Genomic DNA, 20,135 nt, shown 5'->3' with positions numbered 1-20,135 from the left:
TGCGATCAGCGTTTACCGCCGATTAGGTGTTTCCCTTGAAATACCAATGCAATGATGATGATCACACCCTGTACGATGCTCCTGAAGCCCTGTGAGAGGCTGAGAGCCGTAATGACCGTTGAGAGTGTGCTCAGAAACAACGCGCCCGCGAAGGTTCCAATGTAGAGGCCAGCTCCGCCGGTTACTCGCGCGCCGCCAATGACGACCGCAGCAATCGTCGGCATCAGAAGTGCATTGCCCATGTCCAAGGTGGCACTTGACGAATAGCCGGCGAGAAGAACGCCCGTAATCCCTGCACATAATCCGCTGATTGCATACACGGTGACGGTCAAGGCCACGATCGGAAGCCCAAGCACCCGTGCGGCCCCAGGGCTGCTGCCCATCGCATAGAGCTTCCTGCCCATCGCGGTCCTGTTCTGGAACAGGACCGCGATGGCAACAAACAGCACCATGAAGAAAATAGGATACGGTATTCCTAGCCAGCGCCCATTCATGAATTCCTGCAGAGCGGGCGCTACAGACTGCTGCGAGCTCCCCGCAGTAAGACCGAGCGCAATTCCGAAAAAGGTAGTTCCTGACGACAGTGTCATGATGAAAGGTGGAAGCTTGGCAATGCCAATTCCGACCCCGTTTATTGCACCGATCACGGTACAACAGAGCAGCGCAGCCGGCAGAGCGTAAGCCAGTGTGTCGTTGCTGCCATGGGTCAAATTGGCGATCATCATGCCTCCAACTCCCATGGTGACGCCTATGGACAAGTCGATGCCCCCGATCAGAATCACGAGGCCTTGGCCGAAGGACGCGACGACAAGAAAGATCGCCGTCACGAGAATGGCTATAAGCTGCTCCAGTGAGCCAAAAGCCGGATTGTGCAACTTCATTCCGGCAATCAAGACGGCCGTCGCCCCGAGCACACCGAAAGCGGAAACAAAACTCAGCGGGATGAGAGCATTACGGTACCTAATCGGTTCGCCAGTCTCGAGGTCCGTGATGGGAGTTGGATTCTGTGAATTCATCTAAGTGGCCTCCCGTCTTGTGAGCCGGAAAACGAGAGGCGTGAGCTGGCCAAAGAAGATGGCTGCAATCATAATCAGCCCGTTGAAGATATTCGTGTAGAACTCGGCTACCCCGAGCGCGAAGAGCATCTTCTGCATAACGGTTAGGATCCCGGCGCCAAAGATGGTCCCGATGACGCCACCGAGCCCCCCCGTCAGGGACGTCCCGCCGATAGCCACTGACGCGAACATAAAGAGTAAGAACGAGTCGCTGACCCGGGGGTCTCCTGATCCAATCTCGGCGCAGTAGACAAATCCGGCGACGGCATAACAGATTCCGGCCGCAACAAACGCGAATAGCTTTGTCGACCGGCTATCAATTCCTGATAAATTGGCCGCCGCTTCATCGGCCCCAACGGCATAGAGCGCTATACCGCGACGGGTATTCTTCAGGATCAGCCAAAGCAGGCCTGCCGCGATCAAGATGATCGCCGCAGTTGGTATCCCATGGAGGTCGCCCGTTACCCCGTCAGAAATGGCATCCGCAACCTGGCCTCCAGGTGCAGGCAGAACCAGAAGAGCAATGCCCTGGCAAATGATTAAGGAGCCGATTGTCACCGCCAGCGATTGCAAGCGGAGATAAGCCACCAGAAAGCCATTTACGGCGCCAACCACGATTCCGATTGCGAGTACCACCGCCAGACTTCCAGAACTGCCCAGAACTCCAGTGCTTGTCGTTGCGACGACCACGTTGCTGAGGGCGACTACGCCCGACCCCGACAGATCCAGGTTCCCGGTTAATATCACAATGGTCAGGCCTGCAGACGCCAGAGCAAGCACGACCGCATTGTTCACCAAGTTGCTAATGCCGAAAGGCGAAATTGCGGAGGGCTCATGGGCTGCGTAGATCCCGAACATGAGCAAAAACAAAAGAATGGACGGCGCTGTTGTGCCCCCAAGCCTTCCGACCCGCTGCGCGATTTGGTTTATCATGTGATTCTCGCCTCCGCCGTATGTGATCGCGACGATGAGGCAGAGATTGGATGGCCGGATGCGATCGACAGCATTCTTTCTTGAGTAAGTTGGTCTTTGGACAGCTCACCGGCGATTGTGTTGCGATATAGCACGATGCAACGGTCGCAAAGGTGAACAAGTTCATCAAGTTCGGTGGAGTAAAATAGGATTGCGCCGCCTTCCGAAACGAAGGTCCGCATCATTGCGTAGATGCTTTGCTTTGCTCCGACGTCGACGCCCCGGGTAGGGTCGAACAACAACAGGCACTTCGCCCCGCTGATGAGAGATCTGGCAAGGATCGTCTTCTGCTGATTGCCTCCCGATAGCGCGCTGATGCTCAGGGGCAAGTAACGTTCTGCCAAGTTAACGGATGGAATGACAGCCTCAACGATCTTTCGTTCTGCCCTCGTGCGGATAAGTCCCGCGCGCTGTGCAGACTCGATCACCGGAAGCGAGATATTTGCCATTGTCGAGAGATCGTTGAAAACTCCTTCCGACTTACGCTCCTCGGGGACAAGGACCACGCCAAGTTTCTGAGCCCCCCGCGGAGATCGGATTGCCGTCTCGGTACCGTTTACGGCGATCGATCCTTTGTGCAGGGGCTGAAGCCCTACCAGTGCCCTGAAAAGGTTCGACTGGCCATGCCCCTCTAGTCCGGCCACACCTAGGATCTCTCCTGGGGCGAGAGATAAACTGACGCCGGAAAGACCCCGGCCGACAAGCCCTTTTGCTTCGAGAGCCGGTTTCTCACCGGCCCGAATGACAGGGGCCCGTTCTGTGAAAGTCTCAACAATGGACCGGCCGGCCATGCTGCTGAAGATGGCGTCATCGCTCATGGCAGATACTTGGCTGTCCTGTACCTTGCGTCCGTTACGCAGGATCACGCAGCGCCGGCAAAGCCGTCGGATCTCATCGAGCTTATGGCTAATATAGAGAATAGAACCGCCGCTCGCCTGAACCCGCTCTACAAGACGAAACAGCCATTCACGATCCGTGAGGGCTGCCGTCGGCTCATCGAGGAGGAGAACGGCGGGCCGACGGTGGAGTGCGCGGACGATCTCGACCCGCTGCCTCATTCCAAGCGGCAGGTCCGCAACTAGCGTCGAAGGTGCAATGTCCAGGACGCCATACTCTTCGAGGATCTCGCCGGCTCTTACCTCAAGATCGCGGGTAGAAACCAGACCAAGCCAGTTACGACGAGGCCGAGGGAGGAACATATTGACCGCCACCGAAAGAGACGGCACCAAGCTCAGTTCCTGAAACGCAGTTGAGACCCCGTGCACGTTGGCTTCAACAATAGTTTGTGGAGCAAACTTGGCGCCATTGACCAGGATTTCGCCGGAGTCCGGAGCCACAACTCCGCTGAGCAGCTTGACGAGCGTCGACTTGCCCGCGCCGTTTTCTCCAAGAAGGCCACATACCTCCCCGGGGTGTAACCTGAATGAGACGCCCTCCAACGCCGTGGTCGCCCCGTAATGCTTGCTTACGGCTCGAATGTCTAGAAGAGATGAGTCCATCATACCTCGCTTGCTGAAGGTGGACGGAATCTTCCGGTCAGACCAAACCACCATCGGTCTGGCCAGTTAAGTATCTCCGTGCCTCAATGCGGGGTCAAGCCGCTGTTTAAGACACGATCTTTTCGATACTGTCAGCAGGTAGGCCTATGCCTGCAGCCTCAGTTCGAACAAGTGATAGGAATCAACGGGCACCGAGTCACCAGATTGTCTGGCGGAGCGGCGCTGTCTCATGATGTTCATCAAATGCGATCCCGATTGAGCTGACTTTTTTCGCTTGGATTGCTGTTCGAAGATTGCCGGTTGGGCACTTGAAGTCGAGTTTTGAGCTTTCATCAGCCTTTGTGAGAAACATTGGCGCTCTGCCCAAGGTACCAGTCCAGGATCTCTGCGCCAGTCCACATCACCACGTGTTCATGAGAAAGGATATAATCATAAAGCTTTTCCAGGTACCCGATCCGGTGGGGTACCCCTGTCAAATAGGGATGGATGGAAATCGCCATGACGCGCGGAGAATCGGCCCCTTCAAGATAGAGCCGGTCAAAGTGGTCACGACCGCGGCGAAGGATCTCGTCTGAGGGTTGCTGTTGGACAGCCGAAATTACGACGTCGTTAATCTCGACAGTGTAAGGGATCGACGTGAGCCTTCCCGTCTTGGTACGAATGGGAACCGGCAGATCATCCAATACCCAATCACAGACATATTCGATTCCTGCTTCAGCGAGGAGATCAGCCGTCTCGTCAGTTTCCGTGAGGCCAGGACTTTCCCATCCGCGCGGCGCAGATCCTGTAAAATCTTTGATGACCTGGATTGTCTCGATGATCGTAGAACGCTGGTCCTCGATCATGTGCATAGGCTTCTGCACGAAGCCGTGTCCAATGAACTCCCAACCGGCATCGTGGGCTGCTCGGCAAGCCTTCTCGTATGCTCGGCAAGCAGACCCGTTGACGGCGAAGGTCGCCCGTATGTCGCGCGTTCCCAGAACGTTCAGAAAACGCCAGAAGCCGGCTCGCATTCCGTATTCGTGCCATCCCCAATTGGGAATGTCAGGTAACAGCGGTTGACCCATCGGTGGCGGCAGTACAGCCCGCGGCATAGGAGCCGTCGGCCGCCATTGCTCCACGTTCACGATCGTCCACACGGCGACCCTGGCTCCGCCAGGCAATGTCAACGGCTGCCGATCGGAAGGCGCCTGGTAGGGAATTCGGTCTTTTACCGTCGCTCCCTTCTCGAAATTGGGCATCGGGCCAACAACTCCTATGATAAGGCTCCTCTAAGGTGCTTCCAACTAAGTCGTTAGGTTTTCGAGCACCTCTGGATTCAGCGGGGAACACTGGAACCGCGAACGGCAAGCTTGAAATAGAACCAATGTCGAAGGCATTCAGGGCAGTGAGCGCTCCCATCACCCTCCGAGCTCTTCGAACTCCCGCCGCATCTCATCCATGCCGAGCCCCATCCCCAACAGAATCGAGGCGAGAACTCGCGCTTTGGGGCCTGGGAGATCGCCGGCGAAGATCGCACCAGCCCGGACCAAATCCTTTCCGCCACCATTGCCGTATATCGGTTTGACGCGTCCCTCCGCGCAGCGAGATGTCACAATGACAGGGATACCTTGGGAGACTGCATCGCTAGCGGCCGACGCTACTGAAGGCGTCGCATTGCCTCGCCCGAACCCTTCGAGAACGATAGCCTTCGTTCCATTGGCAATGGCCCAGCGTATGTAGCGGTCGTTAGATCCGATCACCAGCTTGATCAGCTCAATCTCAGGCTCAATCGCCAATGCGGAATATTGCTTGCGCAGAACAGGGCGCCGCTGAATGCTCACCACCTCGCCGTCGATCTCACCGAGCTTCCCGTGCTCTCCTGACCGGAACGTATCCACACGATAAGTATGGGATTTCGTGACATCTCGGGCGGCGTGGAAGAACTGTTCGAAACACACCATCGCGCCGAGGCCCCGGGCCCTGGGGGATGCGGCGAGGCGAACGGCTTCAGCGATGTTGCGAGGGCCATCCCTGTCCGCGCTGTCAGCGCTACGCTGTGCCCCAGTAAAGACGACGGCCTTGTCACTTGTGACGAGAAGATCGGCCATATAGGCGCTCTCCTCCATAGTATCTGTGCCGTGAGTAATAACGACGCCATCGCACTCGGGGCGCGCGAGGTGCGTATTGATGCGGCACGCAAGAGAAAACGCGAGCGGCAGGTCCATCGCAAAGCTGCCGATGTTACAAAAATCGTCTACGTCAACATCGATCCCATCGAGGGGGTCATGCAGCGTTTGTTTTAGATCTGCGCCCGCGACACTCGATACAATATGGTCGCCCTTCGCATCCCTTTGGGAAGCAATGGTGCCGCCGGTCGTAATCAAAGTTACTCGTGCCATAGTTGCCACACCTGAATGTAGTTATGTTTACCTACTGGCCAGACCAGAGTTGCTGCTCGTTGACAGTATATGGAACCTTCCGACACAAAAAAGAGAGGAGAAAAAAAATTTTTGTCTTTTCAATCTTTGGGAAATCAGCTCATACTTATGAACTGACCCTCTGGTCAGACCAGTGTGGTGCACCACAAGGAAGAGGGAGCGCTGACAATGTCCCAAGACAACGAAGGATTGGCTGCCAACCGAACCCGCCGGCAGTTTCTGACAACCGCGGCAGCGGCGGCGAGTACTGCCGCATTGCCCGGCGGCCTAGGGGTAGGAAGGGCGCTGGCTCAGGGCCGGAACGACACGTTGGTCATCGCCGCGCCTGCTACGCCACAAGGGCTAGATATCGAATTCGACGTAAGCCTTGGTTCTATTGATTCGCTGGGCGCTCTCTACGATTACATGCTCGCCTACGAGAAGATCCCAGACCCGAACGCACCTGGCGTTAATCGCGAGGACACATCAGTCCGCACCGACCAGCCCTACAATCTGGCGCTTAAAGGAAAGCTTGCGGAGAAGTGGGAAGTATCCGACGACGGTCGCAAAGCGACATTCAAGCTTCGCGAAGGGGTTCGATCCAACTGGGGTAATCCCTTCTCGGCCAAGGACGTGAAGTGGACCTGGGATCGCAAGTTCAATCTGAAAGGGCAAGGAATCTTTCAAACCTCAGTCCTCGGCTTGAAGTCTCCGGACCAGATTAAGATCGAAGGAGACTATGTGATCTCCTTCAATCTCGAGAAACCCAACCCCTTGCTTCTCAAACAGCAGTGCAACCTTGCTAACCCAATTTACGACGCGAAGAAGTGTGCCGAAGCGGGCGGATCCAGCGACCCTTGGGCTGTTCAGTTCCTGAAGAATGAAAGCGCTGGGTTTGGGCCATACCGGTTGGCCCAGTTGGTCCGTGGGCAACAGGCGGTGTTCGAGGCTCGCGATGATTATTGGGGCGATAAGCCGTTTATGAAGCGCGTCATCATGCGGGAGGTGCCGACATCGGCCAGCCGCCTGTCTCTCCTCCAAGGAGGCGCTGTCGACATCGCACAGTTCTTGCAGCCGCGAGAGTTGCAGAGCTTGAACGGACGTCCCAATGTGGCGGTCGACTCGGTCAAGTCCTCGTATATGATCTGGCTGGAGCTGAATACGAAGATAGAGCCGTTCGGCGACGCAGACGTTCGGCGAGCCATCAATCTTGCAATTCCTCAGGATGAAATCATACGCACGATTTATTATGGCTACGCCGATAAACAAACGGCGCCAATGCCGTACATCTATCCGATGGCCGATCTGAGCTTCTTTGAATACAACTATAATCTTGATAAAGCGAAAGAGTTGCTCGCCAAGGCAGGACACGGCTCCGGGTTCAAAACAACCTTGTCGTACAACGCCGGCGATCCGACACAGGAACCGATTGCGCTTCTGATTCAAACATCCCTGCGCCAGATCGGCATCGATCTTGTGCTCGACAAACTTCCCGCAGGCGTTTTTTACGAGAATGTGACCAAACGGCAGAAGCCGATGATCTTCTATCTCGACTCGCCGTGGACGCCGGATCCAGGTTACTCAACCTACCTGTACTTCCACCAGAAGAGCTACGTGAATTACTCCAATTACACGAATGATACAGTTGATCGGCTGATCACGGAAGGGTTGGAAACACTGGACGATAAGGAACGGTTAGCCAAGTACACCGAGGTGCAAAAGATTCTGATGAACGAAGCTCCTTGGGGTTTCATCGCTTATCCTAGCTATACTTTGGCGCGCAAGGCTGATCTTAAAGGGTTCACGTACTACACGTCGAACAATCTGCGTTTCCAAGACTTTGTGCGCGCCTAAAAAACGTCCCCCCGGCTCGGCCGGGGGGACGCCCCAGCATAGGGAAACTGAGCGCTATGGAAAAGATTCGCACTCTGGCCCAAATTGCTCGAGTCAGGCCCCGCTTCGCGGTGGGCTATATCATCGTTGTTGTTGTCACCATTGCGGCGATCTTTGCACCCCTTATCGCTCCATACTCTCCTATTGAAGCAGACCCGACGCAGTTTCTACAGCCGCCAAGTTGGTCGCATCTGTTTGGAACCGACGCCGTCGGCATGGATATTTTCAGCCGCGCGATTTATGCGCCCCGAATTGATTTGACCATCGCCGTTCTTGGCACGTTGATATCCGCCGTTCTTGGGACCGCCATCGGCGCGCTCGTCGGCTTTTACAGCGTCGGGAAGGGCGTTCGGGTTTGGCTCTCATTTGCCGTGATGCGTGCAGCTGACGTTCTCCAGGCCTTTCCGGTTTTTGTGTTTGCGATCGCGCTCGTGGCAGCACTCGGTCAGAGTATCCAGACCGTTGTCATTGCCATCGCATTTGTGAATGCACCGATCTATCTGAGGCTCATGCGCTCCCAGGTCCTCAGCATTCGGTCGATGCGGTATGTCGAGGCAGCGCAGGTTGCAGGCATGTCCGACGTGCAAACCATCTTTCGTCATATTGTTCCTAATGCGATTGCACCAATCCTGGCGCAACTGTCGGTGAATGTAGGCTGGGGTATTCTTTTGACGGCTGCCCTTTCATTCATTGGCGCGGGCGTGCGGGCTCCAACGCCCGAATGGGGCAGCATGATCGCTATGGGGTTTCAGAACGTCGTGACCGGACAGTGGTGGCCGTCGGTCTTTCCCGGCCTGATGCTGGCGATCACGGTGTTTGGCTTCTCCTTGGTCGGCTCATCTGTCGAGGTTCTCGCAGATCCCACGAAGCGGCGCGCTTTGATACGGGACATCGACGCACGCCGCCGGCGGCACGCCAAGCCTGTCGTGCGTGAGGAGGCAGCGTAATGCGCGTTCTGACCTATGTGGGCCACCGGATCGTCTTTATACTACCTCAACTGGTCGGAATTATTCTTGTCAGCTTCCTGCTGGTAAAGAGCATTCCTGGCGATCCGGCCACCCTTATGCTGGGTCCGACCGCAACGCCAGAAGCCATCGCAGGTCTTCGCGAGCAGATGGGCCTGGATAAGCCGCTCTACATTCAGTTCTTCATTTATGTCGCCAACCTCTTTAGCGGCGATCTTGGAACATCCTGGCAAACGACACGACCGGTTCTTGAAGACCTGCTCATGCGATTCCCGGCGACCCTTGAGCTTGTAACATTATCGCTTATCTTGGCAATCGCTATCGGTGTTTCGGCTGGTGTCGCTTCGGCGCTCAACGAGAAGGGTTGGATCGCGCGCTTCTCGGATCTTTACGGTTTAAGCGCAGGGGCCCTGCCGGATTTCTGGCTCGGGCTCGTCCTGATCTTTGTCTTCTATACGCTCTTGGGTTGGGCTCCGGATCCACTCGGCCGGATCGATATGGCGGTCATCCCGCCACCGCCTGTGACTGGGTTCTATACGCTCGATTCATTGATCGCAGGCGACATGGAAGCGTTCAGGTCCGCGCTACTCCATCTGATCCTTCCGGTCCTTACCCTCGGCTTGATCAATGCGGGTCCGATCATGAAGATGACCCAGTCGACGATGGAAAAGATGTTGGCGTCAGACTTCAGCCGTTATGAAGTCCTTTGCGGAATACCTCATTCTACCGTCACGCGCCACGCTCTGCGGAATGCCCTTCCGTCAATCGTAACAATCATCAGCGTCCTCTATGGTTACTTGATCGGTGGCGCGGTTCTGGTCGAGATCGTGTTTTCATGGGGGGGCGCCGGGCAGTACGCCGTACAAGGAGTCCTCAACTCGGATATTTACCCGGTTTTAGGCTTCGTTCTGTTTTCGGCGTTCTTCTCTCTGATCGTCTATCTCGTCGTCGATCTGATCTACTTCCTGATCGATCCGCGCATCAGCAGCTGAGGATTGTATGGCTGAGCTCATGGATAAAGCCGCGGCATCCGTCGACGTCGCGCACGGCCAAAACAGGCCTCTCCTCAGCGTGGAAGACCTGCGCGTTGAGTTCCCAACCGCGTCAGGGACGCCTCGCATGGCCTTGCGGGGCGTAGACCTTCAGGTCGGCGCCGGTGAAATTCTAGGTCTCGTTGGCGAAAGTGGCGCAGGTAAGACCACCCTTGCGCGGTCTATCTTGGGGCTTCCCCCGGTACCGGGGCGGATCTCCGGCGGTCGCGTCATATTCGAAGGTAAGGATATCCTAGCGCTTCCCGAGCGGGAGTTGCACAAGCTCCGTGGGCGTCGGATCTCCATGGTCGTCCCGAACCCGCGCGGCGAGCTTAACCCGGTTCTTACCGTCGGCGATCAGATCGCGAATGTCGCCAAGGCTCACCTTGGTGTGAGCCGGTCAGAGGGAAGACGGCTTGCCCTTGAAATGTTGCGTGCTGTCCAGATTCCAGACCCGGAGAGGCGGATGGGGGCCTATCCCCATGAACTATCCGGTGGCATGGCCCAGCGCGCCGTGATCGCAATTGCGCTCATTTGCAACCCTGCCTTTGTTATTTCTGACGACGCCACCAGTGGACTCGATGTGACGGTCCAGGCCCAGGTTCTGGAGCTCCTTCAGAAGCTTGCGGCCGAGCATGGCAGTTCGCTACTGTTCATAACCCGTGACGTTGGCATCACGGCTCATTTCTGCGATCGCGTCGCGGTTCTTTACGCAGGCGAAATCATGGAGATCGCACCGCGCGAGGAACTCTTCCTGCGCCCAAGCCACCCCTACACTCTGATGCTGCTTGCGGCCTTTTCCCATAACCCCAAGCTGCGCAAAGTGTGGACGGTGCCAGACGATCGGAAGCGAGGAGTTCCTAGATCCGGCTGCCCATATGCCGATCGGTGTCCACTCGCTCAACCGTGCTGTGTGGAGAACGCACCGCCCCTCGTGGAGCTAACACCCGGACACCTCGCCCGGTGCTACTTTCCGGTGAGGCATTCATGACCGCGCTACTGCAGGTAACCAACCTTGTAAAACACTTTCCGATTGTCGGCTCTCGCAGTGTCGTCCAAGCCATCAACGATGTCAGCTTCAGCATTGCCGAGGGCGAAACGTTAGGACTGGTTGGCGAAAGTGGATCCGGCAAGACAACGGTCGGACGATCGATCGTGGGCCTGATTGAGCCGACAAGTGGAAAAATTCAATTCAAAGGTCATGATCTGACGGGTCAGCGGCGCCGCATCGGCGAGCTCCTCGGCAAGATTCAACTTGTGTTCCAAGAGCCTGCTGAGTCCCTCGATCCGCGCATGAGGGTTGGACGATCCATCGAAGAGCCGCTGGTCGCACTCAGGACCGAGAGCTCAGAACGACGCAAACGCGTGCATGAGGCAATCAGGCTCGTCAGGTTAGATCCGGAGATGCTGGAGTCCTACCCGTCTGATCTCTCGGCCGGTCAGCAGCAGCGGATCGGCATCGCACGGGCTATGGTGACGCAACCTGAGCTTGTCGTGCTCGATGAACCAACCTCCGCCCTGGATCCGACGGCCCGGGCAGAGATCATGGATCTCCTGCGCCAAATCCAGGCAGAGAGGGGAACGTCCTATTTGTTCATTTCGCATGACCTCTCGACTGTCCGGTTCATCAGCCACCGCGTCGCCGTGATGTACCTGGGTATGATTGTGGAGCAGGGCGATGCCGCAACGGTTTTCAACACCCCTCGGCATCCTTATTCGAGCGGACTGCTGTCTTCTGTCCTTCTGCCGCATCCGCACCTTAAGATGGAAACGACAGTTAGTTTGAAGGGTGAGATCCCTAGCCCCATCAACCTGCCGAAAGGCTGCTATCTCGCCTCCCGCTGTCCTTTCGCAATCAATCGCTGCCGTGCCGAGATGCCTCCCGCTGAGACTGTGGGCCCTGAACATCAGGTCCACTGCTTCAGGCACGAGGACGTGGCAGCAGCCATTCCGGCCTCGGAAATGTTCACATCCTTTATGGCCGAAGCTGAACGAATCCTTGGCCGGCCACCCGCCAAGGCTGACCTCCATATTACCGACGCGAAGTGAGGAACAAACATGACTGGAAGATTAGACGGCAAGACGGCGCTTGTGACCGGCGGAGCACGCGGCATCGGTGAAGCGATTGCCATTGCGTTTGCACGGGAAGGCGCAGACGTCGCGGTGCTCGACCTGCGTCTTTCTGCGGCTGAGGCAACGGCGACAAAGATCTCATCGGCCTTGGGGCGCAAGGGAATTGCCCTGGCAGGCGATGTAAGCGACGAGAGCCAGGTCAACGCCGCGATTGCTCAGGCCAATGAAGCTCTCGGTCGGATCGATATCATCGTCAACAATGCCGGGATTGACACCACCTCTGTCGTGGCTGAGATGCCGACAACAATGTGGGATCAGATGATGGCGGTTAACCTGCGAAGCGTGTTCCTGTGCACAAGAGCGGTTCTTCCAGGAATGATCGAACGTAAGCACGGGCGGATTATCAATATTGCGTCTCAGCTTGGGCATAAAGGTGCGCCGGAAATGGCTCACTACGCAGCTGCTAAGGCAGGTGTCATCGGATTTACACGCTCTCTTGCCTACGAGGTCGCCCGCCATGGGATCACGGCCAATGCCATTTGCCCAGGTCCCATTGAGACAGAGCTCTTCCGCGCTCTGCCTGAGGACTGGAAAGCACGGAAGCTTTCGGAACTGCCTATCGGGCGCGCTGGGACAGTCGATGAAATCGCCCCGACTGCGGTTCTCCTCGCGTCGGATGAGGGATCTTATTATGTGGGCGCAACAATGAATCCCAACGGTGGTGACGTCATGATCTGAGCGTTACCGCCGGTTTGTAAGACGGAGGAGCTATACCGTGGAGCCTCGTGCAGTGAGAAGAGCCAGCTTGCTGTTCGGGCTTCCGTGCGCAATAACCCGCGTCAGCGTGAAGTATTGGCAGGTAGATTATGCCTTCGGATGATATGATGATGCCGATCGACAGCGAAGCGAGACGCGAGCAGGGTCAGAGCGTGTCACAGGCGACCGCATCAACGTTGCTGGCGATCATTCGGAGCGGCCGGTTCGCTGTTGGCGAGGCGCTGCCTTCTCAAAGGGAGTTGGCACAGGAGTTAAACGTCAGTCGGCCCTCGTTAAGGGAGGCATTGGCGATCCTCACCACAAGCGGCGTCATCTCGGTCGAACGAGGAAAGGGGACATTCATCCGGGAGATGCCGAGCAATGAATCTCTCCCGCCCATAAAAGAACGTTGGCGCCTCGAGCAGCCCTACTCGCCCGAAGAGGTGTTCGAATTTCGGTATATTGCCGAAAGCTATGCAGCCCAGCTCGCAGCCATGAACCATACTCCGTCCGAGTTCGATGAGATACAGAGAAACCTTGAGACCTTTCGACGGGCGCGGCAGCGTGCTGACTATGCGGTGTTCGTGCAGACCGATTTCGAATTTCACCAACTCATCATCAAGTTCTCCCAAAACAGGCTCTTGGCAGACATCCATGCCAATTTCGCTCGCGTGATGAACGAGAGCCAGCGCCTGCCCTTGGAAGTTCCAGACCGGTTCTGGCAGCCCGTGATCGAACATGAGAAGATCGTCGAGGCTCTTGCGATGAGGGATCCGGCCGGGGCCGCATACTATATGCGACAGCATCTGAGCCGGGCGTGTGCTCGGGCGAACCTTAGAATCAAAGAGGTGATATGATGACGAGCCGCAACGCGCTCGCAATCGATCATTAACACGGAGGAAGGAAAGCAGATGACGAAAAACATCATGGTATCCTACGGTATCGACGTCGACGCTGTTGCAGGATGGCTCGGATCCTACGGCGGTGAGGATAGCCCCTGCGATATTTCACGCGGCGTTTTCGCCGGCCGGGTGGGGGCTCCGCGCCTCCTTCGCCTCTTCGAAAAATGGGGGGTCAAGACGACATGGTTTATTCCGGGTCACTCGATCGAGACCTTTTGGGATGAAATGAAGGCTGTCGCCGATGCGGGCCATGAGATTGGGATGCATGGCTACAGCCACGAGAATCCGATCGCCATGACGCCACAGCAGGAAGAGGCTGTCTTTGACAAGTGTGTGGACCTGATCACGAAGCTTGCCGGGAAGCCTCCACGTGGCTACGTGGCGCCGTGGTGGGAGTTCGGTTCAAAGACGAACGAGCTTCTCCTGAAGAAGGGTCTAAAATACGACCATTCCCTGATGCATAACGACCACCACCCTTACTATGTCACAGTTGGCGACAAGTGGACGAAGATCGACTACTCGCAGGAAGCATCATCCTGGATGAAGCCCTATGAATCAGGACAAGAAACCGACCTCATCGAAATTCCAGCGTCCTGGTATTTGGATGACTTGCCGCCGATGATGTTTATTAAGGCGTCGCCCAACAGCCATGGGTTCGTGAACCCACGCGATATCGAGGAGATGTGGCGCGACCAGTTCGACTGGGTCTATGAAAACTACGATTATGCGGTGTTCCCACTGACCATCCACCCGGACGTCTCCGGTAAACCGCACGTCCTCCAGATGCACCAACGGCTTTTCGACTACATGAGGGGGCATGAAGGGGTGCGGTTCGTAACGATGGAAGAGATTGCTTCCGACTTTGCGGAACGGTTCCCGAAGTCGGGCTCTGCTCGGCCGCAATCCTGATCGCGGATCGATAAAGCAAAAAAGCGAGGGTGGCGAAGATCATGTGCGGCCTATGCGGGACTTTTGGAGCTGCCGATCATTGGAGTGACGGCCTCACCGTCAGCACTTCGTCACCCTCCGCCGAAAGAAGGCGCCGGTCGACCGAGGCAAACCGAATTCTCAGATTCTATGGGCTCAAGCTCACGGAGTGGTCAAACAGGTTTACACTCGTTGGGCCCACCGGAAAGAGCGCCGTTGTAGACAATCTTGGCAGCCTCTGGGCTGCGGCTGAACAACTGACCGGCAGAGGATGCGATCCGCTGGATCTGTCAATCATCGAAGCAGTCGAGGCAGTACGCGACGATGGACACTGAAAACCTAACAACGCCACCTGAAACGGAACAGAGAACCGTCACCGTAAATATCCTGACGGGCTTTCTCGGGTCAGGGAAAACGTCCTTACTCCGGCGACTTCTTGAGCAGCCCGATCTCAAGGATGCAGCCGTGATCATCAACGAGTTCGGAGAGGTAGGAATCGATCATCTTCTTGTCGAAGAAATCGATGATGAGGTCGTTCTTCTTAAAAGTGGCTGCATTTGCTGCACGATCCGCGTCGACTTGAAGGACGCGATACTCAACCTCATGGAGCGGCGCGAGCGGAGACAAATTCCCTGGTTTTCGAGATTGGTCGTTGAAACCACGGGATTAGCTGATCCGGCACCGATTATCGCAACTCTTCTAGCAGATCCGCTTCTCCGCCACCAGGTTCGCGTCGGCAATATCGTAACAGTCGTCGATGCAGTGAACGGACCTGAAAATATCGATAAGTACCCGGAGTCCATGAGGCAGGCTGCTGTTGCTGACAGGCTCGTCATGTCGAAGATCGATTTGGTCGATCCAGATACAATCAGATTGCTGGAGCACAGACTGTCGGAGATTAACCCAGCCGCCGACATCGTGCCGATGGACGAATCCGATACTCCTGGCGTTTGGCTCTTCACACGAGATATCCATGATCTCGGCTCTCGAACAGCCGAGGTTTCACGTTGGCTCTCGTCTGAGATCAATCATCCACATCATCATAATCACCATCATGATGTGAATCGACACGGCGATGTTCGCGCCTTTGTCCTGACATCGCCGGATCCCCTCGACTGGGCGCGGTTCGCTCTTTGGCTGTCAATGTTGCTGAACCGGCATGGCAAAGACATTCTCCGCCTCAAAGGGATCCTTGCCCTTGAGAACGTGGATACGCCTGTCGTCGTGCAGGGGGTTCAGCACTTGATTCACAAGCCGATGCATTTGTCCACTTGGCCGGATGCAACCGTGGCAACGAAGCTCGTCATTATTGCGAGAGGACTAGACCCGGCTGTGGTCGAGCGGTCGTTCAAAGCATTCGTGACAGCAGGCAAAATGACCGGGGGTGCGGCGGCCGCGTAGATGTGAACGAGACCGCCGCTTGGTGGGGTCAGGAACGTCCTTTTCCTCGTTGGGTGCATCATAGATCAGGTCCCGCCTGTCCATCCGCCAAATCCAGGAGTACAGCTGTGCGCATCGTCGATGTCCGGGAGATCACCAAGCCGATCGCTTCGCCAATCCGCAATGCCTATATCGATTTCTCGAAGATGACGACGAGCCTTGTCGCTGTCGTGACCGACGTGGTGCGGGACGGTCGCCCCGTGATCGGCTACGGCTTCAATTCGAATGGCCGCTACGGCCAAGGGGGGCTCATCCGCGAGCGCTTCCGCGACAGGGTCCTGGAGGCGAACCCAGAGAGCCTGCTTGACGAGAGTGGAGGCAACCTGGATCCACATAAGATCTGGGCCACGATGATGAAGAATGAGAAGCCGGGCGGTCATGGCGAGCGCTCGGTCGCGGTGGGCACCCTCGACATGGCGATTTGGGATGCCACAGCCAAGATAGCGGACAAGCCGCTCTTTCGCCTCCTGGCTGAACGCCAAGGCCGCGAGGCTAATCCGAGGGTCTTCGTCTATGCCGCTGGTGGTTACTATTATCCTGGCAAGGATGATAGCGCCCTTCGGTCCGAGATGCGCAGCTACCTCGATCGGGGCTACAATGTCGTGAAGATGAAGATCGGCGGCGCCTCCATTGTGGAGGACCAGCGGCGGATCGAGGCAGTTCTCACTGAAATTGGTTCCCAGGCGCAATTGGCGGTCGATGCGAACGGACGCTTTGATCTCGAGACTGCAGTTGCGTACGCGAAGATGCTGCGTAATTACCCGCTGTTCTGGTACGAGGAGGTTGGAGACCCCCTCGACTATGCTCTCCAGGCCGCGCTATCCGAGTTCTACCCGGGTCCCATGGCGACAGGCGAGAATCTGTTCTCGCATCAGGATGCGCGCAATCTGTTGCGCTACGGTGGCATGCGGCCCGACCGCGACTGGCTGCAATTCGACTGCGCCTTAGCATATGGCTTAGTGGAGTATCTGCGCACCCTCGACGTGCTCGGACAGTTTGGATGGTCGCCCTCCCGGTGCATTCCCCATGGTGGGCACCAGATGTCGCTCAACATCGCGGCTGGGCTTGGTCTCGGTGGCAACGAGAGCTATCCAGACCTGTTCCAGCCTTTTGGAGGCTTCCCGGACAGCGTGCGGGTTGAGGAAGGCCACATTGTCATGCCGGACCTGCCCGGGATCGGGTTTGAGGGAAAATCAGATCTTATCGAGGTTATGCGTGAGTTAGCAGGCTGATCGTCAGGATTGCACAGTGGCGACGGTCTTATCGTTGCTGACCGCCATGCGCGCGATCTGCCCGCGTCAAACGAGCAAGGTCACACTTTTCGTCTGTCGGCGTTGAATTTGGGCACCATGCTCTTCGAGCCCAAAGCCGGCAGGCGATTGAAGGCCGTTCGATGTGACTGGCACGAGGCTAAGGAGCCAATGCACTTTTTCGTACAGGTACGCCTTATCTTGCACTTTACCGGTGAAGAGGAATTCAAATGGCGCTGGATAACAAGAAACGCTATCGGTTGGCAGTCATCCCCGGTGACGGCATAGGAAAGGAAGTTGTCCCGGAAGGAGTACGCGTGCTTGAGGCCGCGGCATCGAAGTTTGGCTTCGACCTGCAACTCGACCACTTCGATTTCGCATCCTATGAATATTATGCGAAGCACGGAAGCATGCTGCCAGAAGACTGGAAGGAGCAAATCGGCTCTCATGACGCCATCTTCTTCGGCGCTGTTGGCTGGCCGGAAAAGATACCGGATCACATCTCACTCTGGGGCTCGCTTCTCCAATTCCGTCGTGAATTCGACCAGTACATCAACCTGAGGCCGGTCCGTTTGATGCCCGGTGTTCCTTCCCCGCTCGCAAACCGGAAGCCGGGCGACATAGACTTTTGGGTCGTTCGCGAAAACACGGAAGGGGAGTATTCGTCAATCGGCGGCAAGATGTTTGCAGGAACTGAGCGCGAAGTTGTCATTCAAGAAACAGTCATGACCCGCATCGGTGTCGACCGTATCCTGAAATTCGCTTTCGATCTCGCCCAAAAACGTCCGAAAAAGCATCTGACATCTGCAACGAAGTCCAACGGCATCTCGATTACCATGCCTTATTGGGACGAGCGCGTTGAAGAGATGGCCGCGAACTATCCTGACGTGAAATGGGACAAGTACCATATCGATATCCTGACAGCCCATTTCGTGCTGCACCCGGACTGGTTTGACGTGGTCGTCGCGTCGAATTTGTTCGGTGACATCCTGTCCGATCTCGGCCCAGCCTGCACAGGAACGATCGGCATCGCGCCCTCGGGTAACATCAACCCGACGAGTGGATTCCCGTCGCTATTCGAGCCGGTTCATGGATCGGCTCCGGACATTGCAGGGCAGGGGATCGCGAACCCTATCGGACAGATCTGGGCCGGCGCCATGATGCTTGAGCATCTTGGGGAGGTGGAGGCTGCTGCCGCAATTGTGGGTGCCATCGAGAACACTCTCAGTGAGCGAACGCTGCGTACCCGCGATCTTGGCGGCAATGCCGACACTGTAACAACCGGGAAGGCTGTGGCTGAAGCGCTTGGTTCTGTCGCAACTTTGGGGTAAGGCTGAAAAGGCGGGAGCGAAGCCGCTTGGTACTCAAGCGGCAAGCCGCTCGAACTGTTCAGCGAGCGACAGTTGATGAGTGCAGGCGTATTTCGCCTGCTGTTTCCGCATCATATGAACCAACTCGATGCCACCTATGATCACGCGAGCACTGTCAGCGGATTTGAAGCCGAGCATCGATCGCACGCGGCGCTTAACGGCGCGGTGATCCTGCGGCAGTGTTGATGTCGTGGATGGCGCCCTCCACCAGCGTCAGACGTGCCAGAATAGGCATGTCCAAGAACCGGAGAGGATCCACGCCCATGCCTGAGATTGTCACGATCGGCCTTGATATCGCAAAGAACGTCTTTCAGCTGCACGGCGTCGACAGAAGTGGAGCGATCGTCCTGCGCAAGGCGCTACGCCGCAGCCAGGTGACAGGCTTCTTCAGAGCCCTTCCACCTTGCCTGATCGGGATGGAGGCTTGCGCGACGGCTCACCACTGGGCGCGCACGCTTATGGCTTTCGGCCATGAGGTCCGCTTGATCCCTCCGGCCTACGTCAAACCCTATCTGCGCCGACAGAAGAACGATGCCGCGGACGCGGCGGCGATCTACGAGGCCGTCACACGGCCGTCGATGCGCTTCGTTCCGGTCAAGAGCCCGCAGCAGCAGAGCACCCTCATGCTGCATGGAGCCCGCGATCTCCTGATCGGGCAGCGAACCGCCCTGATCAACGCCCTGCGCGGTCACTTTGCCGAGCTGGGCATCGTGGTGGCGCAGGGCGCTCGCAACACGCGCCAACTGATTGCCCTTATCCATGATGACGCCAGTCCCGATCTCCCCGTCACCGCTCGGGTCGCACTCCAGCCTCTGGCCGCGATGCTGGTTGAGATCGAGGCGCAGATCGCCACGCTCAACAAGGCTATTCTGGCAGCCCACCGCAGCGATCCAGTCAGCACGAGGCTCGCCGGCATTCCAGGCATCGGCCCAGTTGTGGCCTCTTGTCTCTCGGCCAGCATCCCGGACGCCAGCCTGTTCCAAGGCAGTCGGGAGTTTGCTGCTTATCTCGGCCTCGTGCCCCGGCAGCACTCAACCGGGGGCAAAGCAAGGCTGGGCTCCATCTCCAAGATGGGCAACCGGCACCTGCGCAAGCTGCTTGTGGTCGGAGCGCATGCCGCGCTCTACAGCATGAAGTCGGGCAAGGCCCGGACAGCCCTGGCGGACTGGGCCCGGACCCTCTTGGCTAAGAAGCCGTTCAAGGTGGTGGCCGTCGCCTTGGCCAACAAGATGGCCCGGATCGCCTGGGCGGTAATGGCCAGGAGTACGGTTTATGAGCCTGCGCGCCAGAAAGCTGCCGCGTCAGCGACATAACAACCAGTTCAGACGATCTGCCCGTAGGGCATCCCAGTTGGCACGGTGACGATGAGATGATGTGAAGCCACAGCGGACATGGACCGCCGGAACCGGAGAACCCGTGGCGTTGTCTTGCGTCAGTCGAGCGCGATAACGTGAGAGGGACCAGCTTCCAGCGTAAAACATCAGGGCCTGCGGTCATGCAGCACCGCGCTTAAAGGCCGGAGACATGACTGCACCCGCCCCGCTAGGCCAAACGCACCAACAATCACATTGCCAAACGGGCGCCATCCAGACATGACAACGCC

General features: G+C 57.0%; 17 protein-coding genes and 1 pseudogene. 12 read left to right on the top strand and 6 right to left on the bottom strand.

The features are described 5' to 3' along the window. Positions 1-5 precede the first annotated feature (5 nt). The 5 genes from ACUXUR_RS20840 to ACUXUR_RS20820 form a co-directional block, all read right to left on the bottom strand. Positions 6-1,016: an ABC transporter permease gene (locus ACUXUR_RS20840; protein WP_445504279.1), complete on the bottom strand. Its 1,011-nt coding sequence runs from the start codon at positions 1,014-1,016 to the stop codon at positions 6-8. Beyond that, the gene (locus ACUXUR_RS20835) at positions 1,017-1,988 is read right to left on the bottom strand and encodes an ABC transporter permease (RefSeq protein ID WP_445504278.1); all 972 of its coding nucleotides are present in this window, start codon (positions 1,986-1,988) and stop codon (positions 1,017-1,019) included. Then, on the bottom strand, positions 1,985-3,529 hold the full coding sequence (locus ACUXUR_RS20830) for a sugar ABC transporter ATP-binding protein (RefSeq protein ID WP_445504277.1): 1,545 nt from the start codon (positions 3,527-3,529) through the stop codon (positions 1,985-1,987). Before ACUXUR_RS20830 ends, ACUXUR_RS20835 begins: the two co-directional genes overlap by 4 nt. Positions 3,530-3,858: 329 nt before the next feature. Further along, a complete protein-coding gene (locus ACUXUR_RS20825; RefSeq protein ID WP_445504276.1) occupies positions 3,859-4,767 on the bottom strand; it encodes a polysaccharide deacetylase family protein in 909 nt (302 codons plus the stop codon). 159 nt (positions 4,768-4,926) lie between these two features. Continuing rightward, positions 4,927-5,907, bottom strand: coding sequence for an asparaginase (locus ACUXUR_RS20820; RefSeq protein WP_445504275.1), 981 nt, complete (start codon positions 5,905-5,907; stop codon positions 4,927-4,929). A gap of 207 nt (positions 5,908-6,114) precedes the next feature. Here ACUXUR_RS20820 and ACUXUR_RS20815 point away from each other — a divergent pair, with 207 nt between their 5' ends. From ACUXUR_RS20815 to ACUXUR_RS20765, 11 genes are all read left to right on the top strand, one after another. Further along, a complete protein-coding gene (locus tag ACUXUR_RS20815; RefSeq protein WP_445504274.1) occupies positions 6,115-7,779 on the top strand; it encodes an ABC transporter substrate-binding protein in 1,665 nt (554 codons plus the stop codon). A 56-nt stretch (positions 7,780-7,835) separates the two neighbouring features. Then, positions 7,836-8,765: an ABC transporter permease gene (locus tag ACUXUR_RS20810; RefSeq protein WP_445504273.1), complete on the top strand. Its 930-nt coding sequence runs from the start codon at positions 7,836-7,838 to the stop codon at positions 8,763-8,765. Further along, positions 8,765-9,775, top strand: a complete 1,011-nt coding sequence (locus ACUXUR_RS20805; RefSeq protein ID WP_445504272.1) for an ABC transporter permease — start codon at positions 8,765-8,767, stop codon at positions 9,773-9,775. Before ACUXUR_RS20810 ends, ACUXUR_RS20805 begins: the two co-directional genes overlap by 1 nt. Positions 9,776-9,782: 7 nt before the next feature. Then, positions 9,783-10,805 (top strand): ABC transporter ATP-binding protein, encoded by a 1,023-nt coding sequence (locus ACUXUR_RS20800; RefSeq protein ID WP_445504271.1) that lies wholly within the window; start codon positions 9,783-9,785, stop codon positions 10,803-10,805. Next, positions 10,703-11,863 (top strand): oligopeptide/dipeptide ABC transporter ATP-binding protein, encoded by a 1,161-nt coding sequence (locus tag ACUXUR_RS20795; RefSeq protein WP_445504270.1) that lies wholly within the window; start codon positions 10,703-10,705, stop codon positions 11,861-11,863. Before ACUXUR_RS20800 ends, ACUXUR_RS20795 begins: the two co-directional genes overlap by 103 nt. 9 nt (positions 11,864-11,872) lie before the next feature. Further along, positions 11,873-12,625, top strand: a complete 753-nt coding sequence (locus ACUXUR_RS20790) for an SDR family NAD(P)-dependent oxidoreductase (protein WP_445504269.1) — start codon at positions 11,873-11,875, stop codon at positions 12,623-12,625. A gap of 143 nt (positions 12,626-12,768) precedes the next feature. Further along, a complete protein-coding gene (locus ACUXUR_RS20785; protein WP_445504268.1) occupies positions 12,769-13,500 on the top strand; it encodes a FadR/GntR family transcriptional regulator in 732 nt (243 codons plus the stop codon). A gap of 54 nt (positions 13,501-13,554) precedes the next feature. Further along, complete coding sequence (locus tag ACUXUR_RS20780; protein ID WP_445504267.1) at positions 13,555-14,454, top strand: polysaccharide deacetylase family protein; 900 nt, start codon at positions 13,555-13,557, stop codon at positions 14,452-14,454. A 342-nt stretch (positions 14,455-14,796) separates the two neighbouring features. After that, a complete protein-coding gene (locus ACUXUR_RS20775) occupies positions 14,797-15,873 on the top strand; it encodes a CobW family GTP-binding protein (RefSeq protein ID WP_445504266.1) in 1,077 nt (358 codons plus the stop codon). A gap of 107 nt (positions 15,874-15,980) precedes the next feature. Beyond that, positions 15,981-17,144, top strand: coding sequence for a mandelate racemase/muconate lactonizing enzyme family protein (locus ACUXUR_RS20770; protein WP_445504265.1), 1,164 nt, complete (start codon positions 15,981-15,983; stop codon positions 17,142-17,144). A gap of 248 nt (positions 17,145-17,392) precedes the next feature. Then, entirely contained in the window at positions 17,393-18,493 is a 1,101-nt protein-coding gene (locus ACUXUR_RS20765) for a tartrate dehydrogenase (protein WP_445504264.1), read from the top strand. 33 nt (positions 18,494-18,526) lie between these two features. On the opposite strand, the pseudogene ACUXUR_RS20760 reads toward ACUXUR_RS20765, so the two are convergent. Continuing rightward, positions 18,527-18,709, bottom strand: a pseudogene (locus tag ACUXUR_RS20760) (DDE-type integrase/transposase/recombinase); the annotation flags it as partial. A gap of 86 nt (positions 18,710-18,795) precedes the next feature. Between ACUXUR_RS20760 and ACUXUR_RS20755 the strand changes: the two are divergent. Next, on the top strand, positions 18,796-19,845 hold the full coding sequence (locus ACUXUR_RS20755; RefSeq protein WP_445504263.1) for an IS110 family RNA-guided transposase: 1,050 nt from the start codon (positions 18,796-18,798) through the stop codon (positions 19,843-19,845). Positions 19,846-20,135: the final 290 nt, after the last annotated feature.

The sequence above is a fragment of the Microvirga medicaginis genome (assembly GCF_052658925.1).
This window is presented reverse-complemented; position numbering and strand designations above follow the sequence as displayed.

Excerpts from the sequence above, each read along its gene's own strand:
- ACUXUR_RS20840 (WP_445504279.1), bottom strand. The coding sequence starts at position 1,016 with ATGAATTCACAGAATCCAACTCCCATCACGGACCTCGAGACTGGCGAA.
- ACUXUR_RS20835 (WP_445504278.1), bottom strand. The coding sequence starts at position 1,988 with ATGATAAACCAAATCGCGCAGCGGGTCGGAAGGCTTGGGGGCACAACA.
- ACUXUR_RS20830 (WP_445504277.1), bottom strand. The coding sequence starts at position 3,529 with ATGATGGACTCATCTCTTCTAGACATTCGAGCCGTAAGCAAGCATTAC.
- ACUXUR_RS20825 (WP_445504276.1), bottom strand. The coding sequence starts at position 4,767 with ATGCCCAATTTCGAGAAGGGAGCGACGGTAAAAGACCGAATTCCCTAC.
- ACUXUR_RS20820 (WP_445504275.1), bottom strand. The coding sequence starts at position 5,907 with ATGGCACGAGTAACTTTGATTACGACCGGCGGCACCATTGCTTCCCAA.
- ACUXUR_RS20815 (WP_445504274.1), top strand. The coding sequence starts at position 6,115 with ATGTCCCAAGACAACGAAGGATTGGCTGCCAACCGAACCCGCCGGCAG.
- ACUXUR_RS20810 (WP_445504273.1), top strand. The coding sequence starts at position 7,836 with ATGGAAAAGATTCGCACTCTGGCCCAAATTGCTCGAGTCAGGCCCCGC.
- ACUXUR_RS20805 (WP_445504272.1), top strand. The coding sequence starts at position 8,765 with ATGCGCGTTCTGACCTATGTGGGCCACCGGATCGTCTTTATACTACCT.
- ACUXUR_RS20800 (WP_445504271.1), top strand. The coding sequence starts at position 9,783 with ATGGCTGAGCTCATGGATAAAGCCGCGGCATCCGTCGACGTCGCGCAC.
- ACUXUR_RS20790 (WP_445504269.1), top strand. The coding sequence starts at position 11,873 with ATGACTGGAAGATTAGACGGCAAGACGGCGCTTGTGACCGGCGGAGCA.
- ACUXUR_RS20785 (WP_445504268.1), top strand. The coding sequence starts at position 12,769 with ATGATGATGCCGATCGACAGCGAAGCGAGACGCGAGCAGGGTCAGAGC.
- ACUXUR_RS20780 (WP_445504267.1), top strand. The coding sequence starts at position 13,555 with ATGACGAAAAACATCATGGTATCCTACGGTATCGACGTCGACGCTGTT.
- ACUXUR_RS20775 (WP_445504266.1), top strand. The coding sequence starts at position 14,797 with ATGGACACTGAAAACCTAACAACGCCACCTGAAACGGAACAGAGAACC.
- ACUXUR_RS20765 (WP_445504264.1), top strand. The coding sequence starts at position 17,393 with ATGGCGCTGGATAACAAGAAACGCTATCGGTTGGCAGTCATCCCCGGT.
- ACUXUR_RS20755 (WP_445504263.1), top strand. The coding sequence starts at position 18,796 with ATGCCTGAGATTGTCACGATCGGCCTTGATATCGCAAAGAACGTCTTT.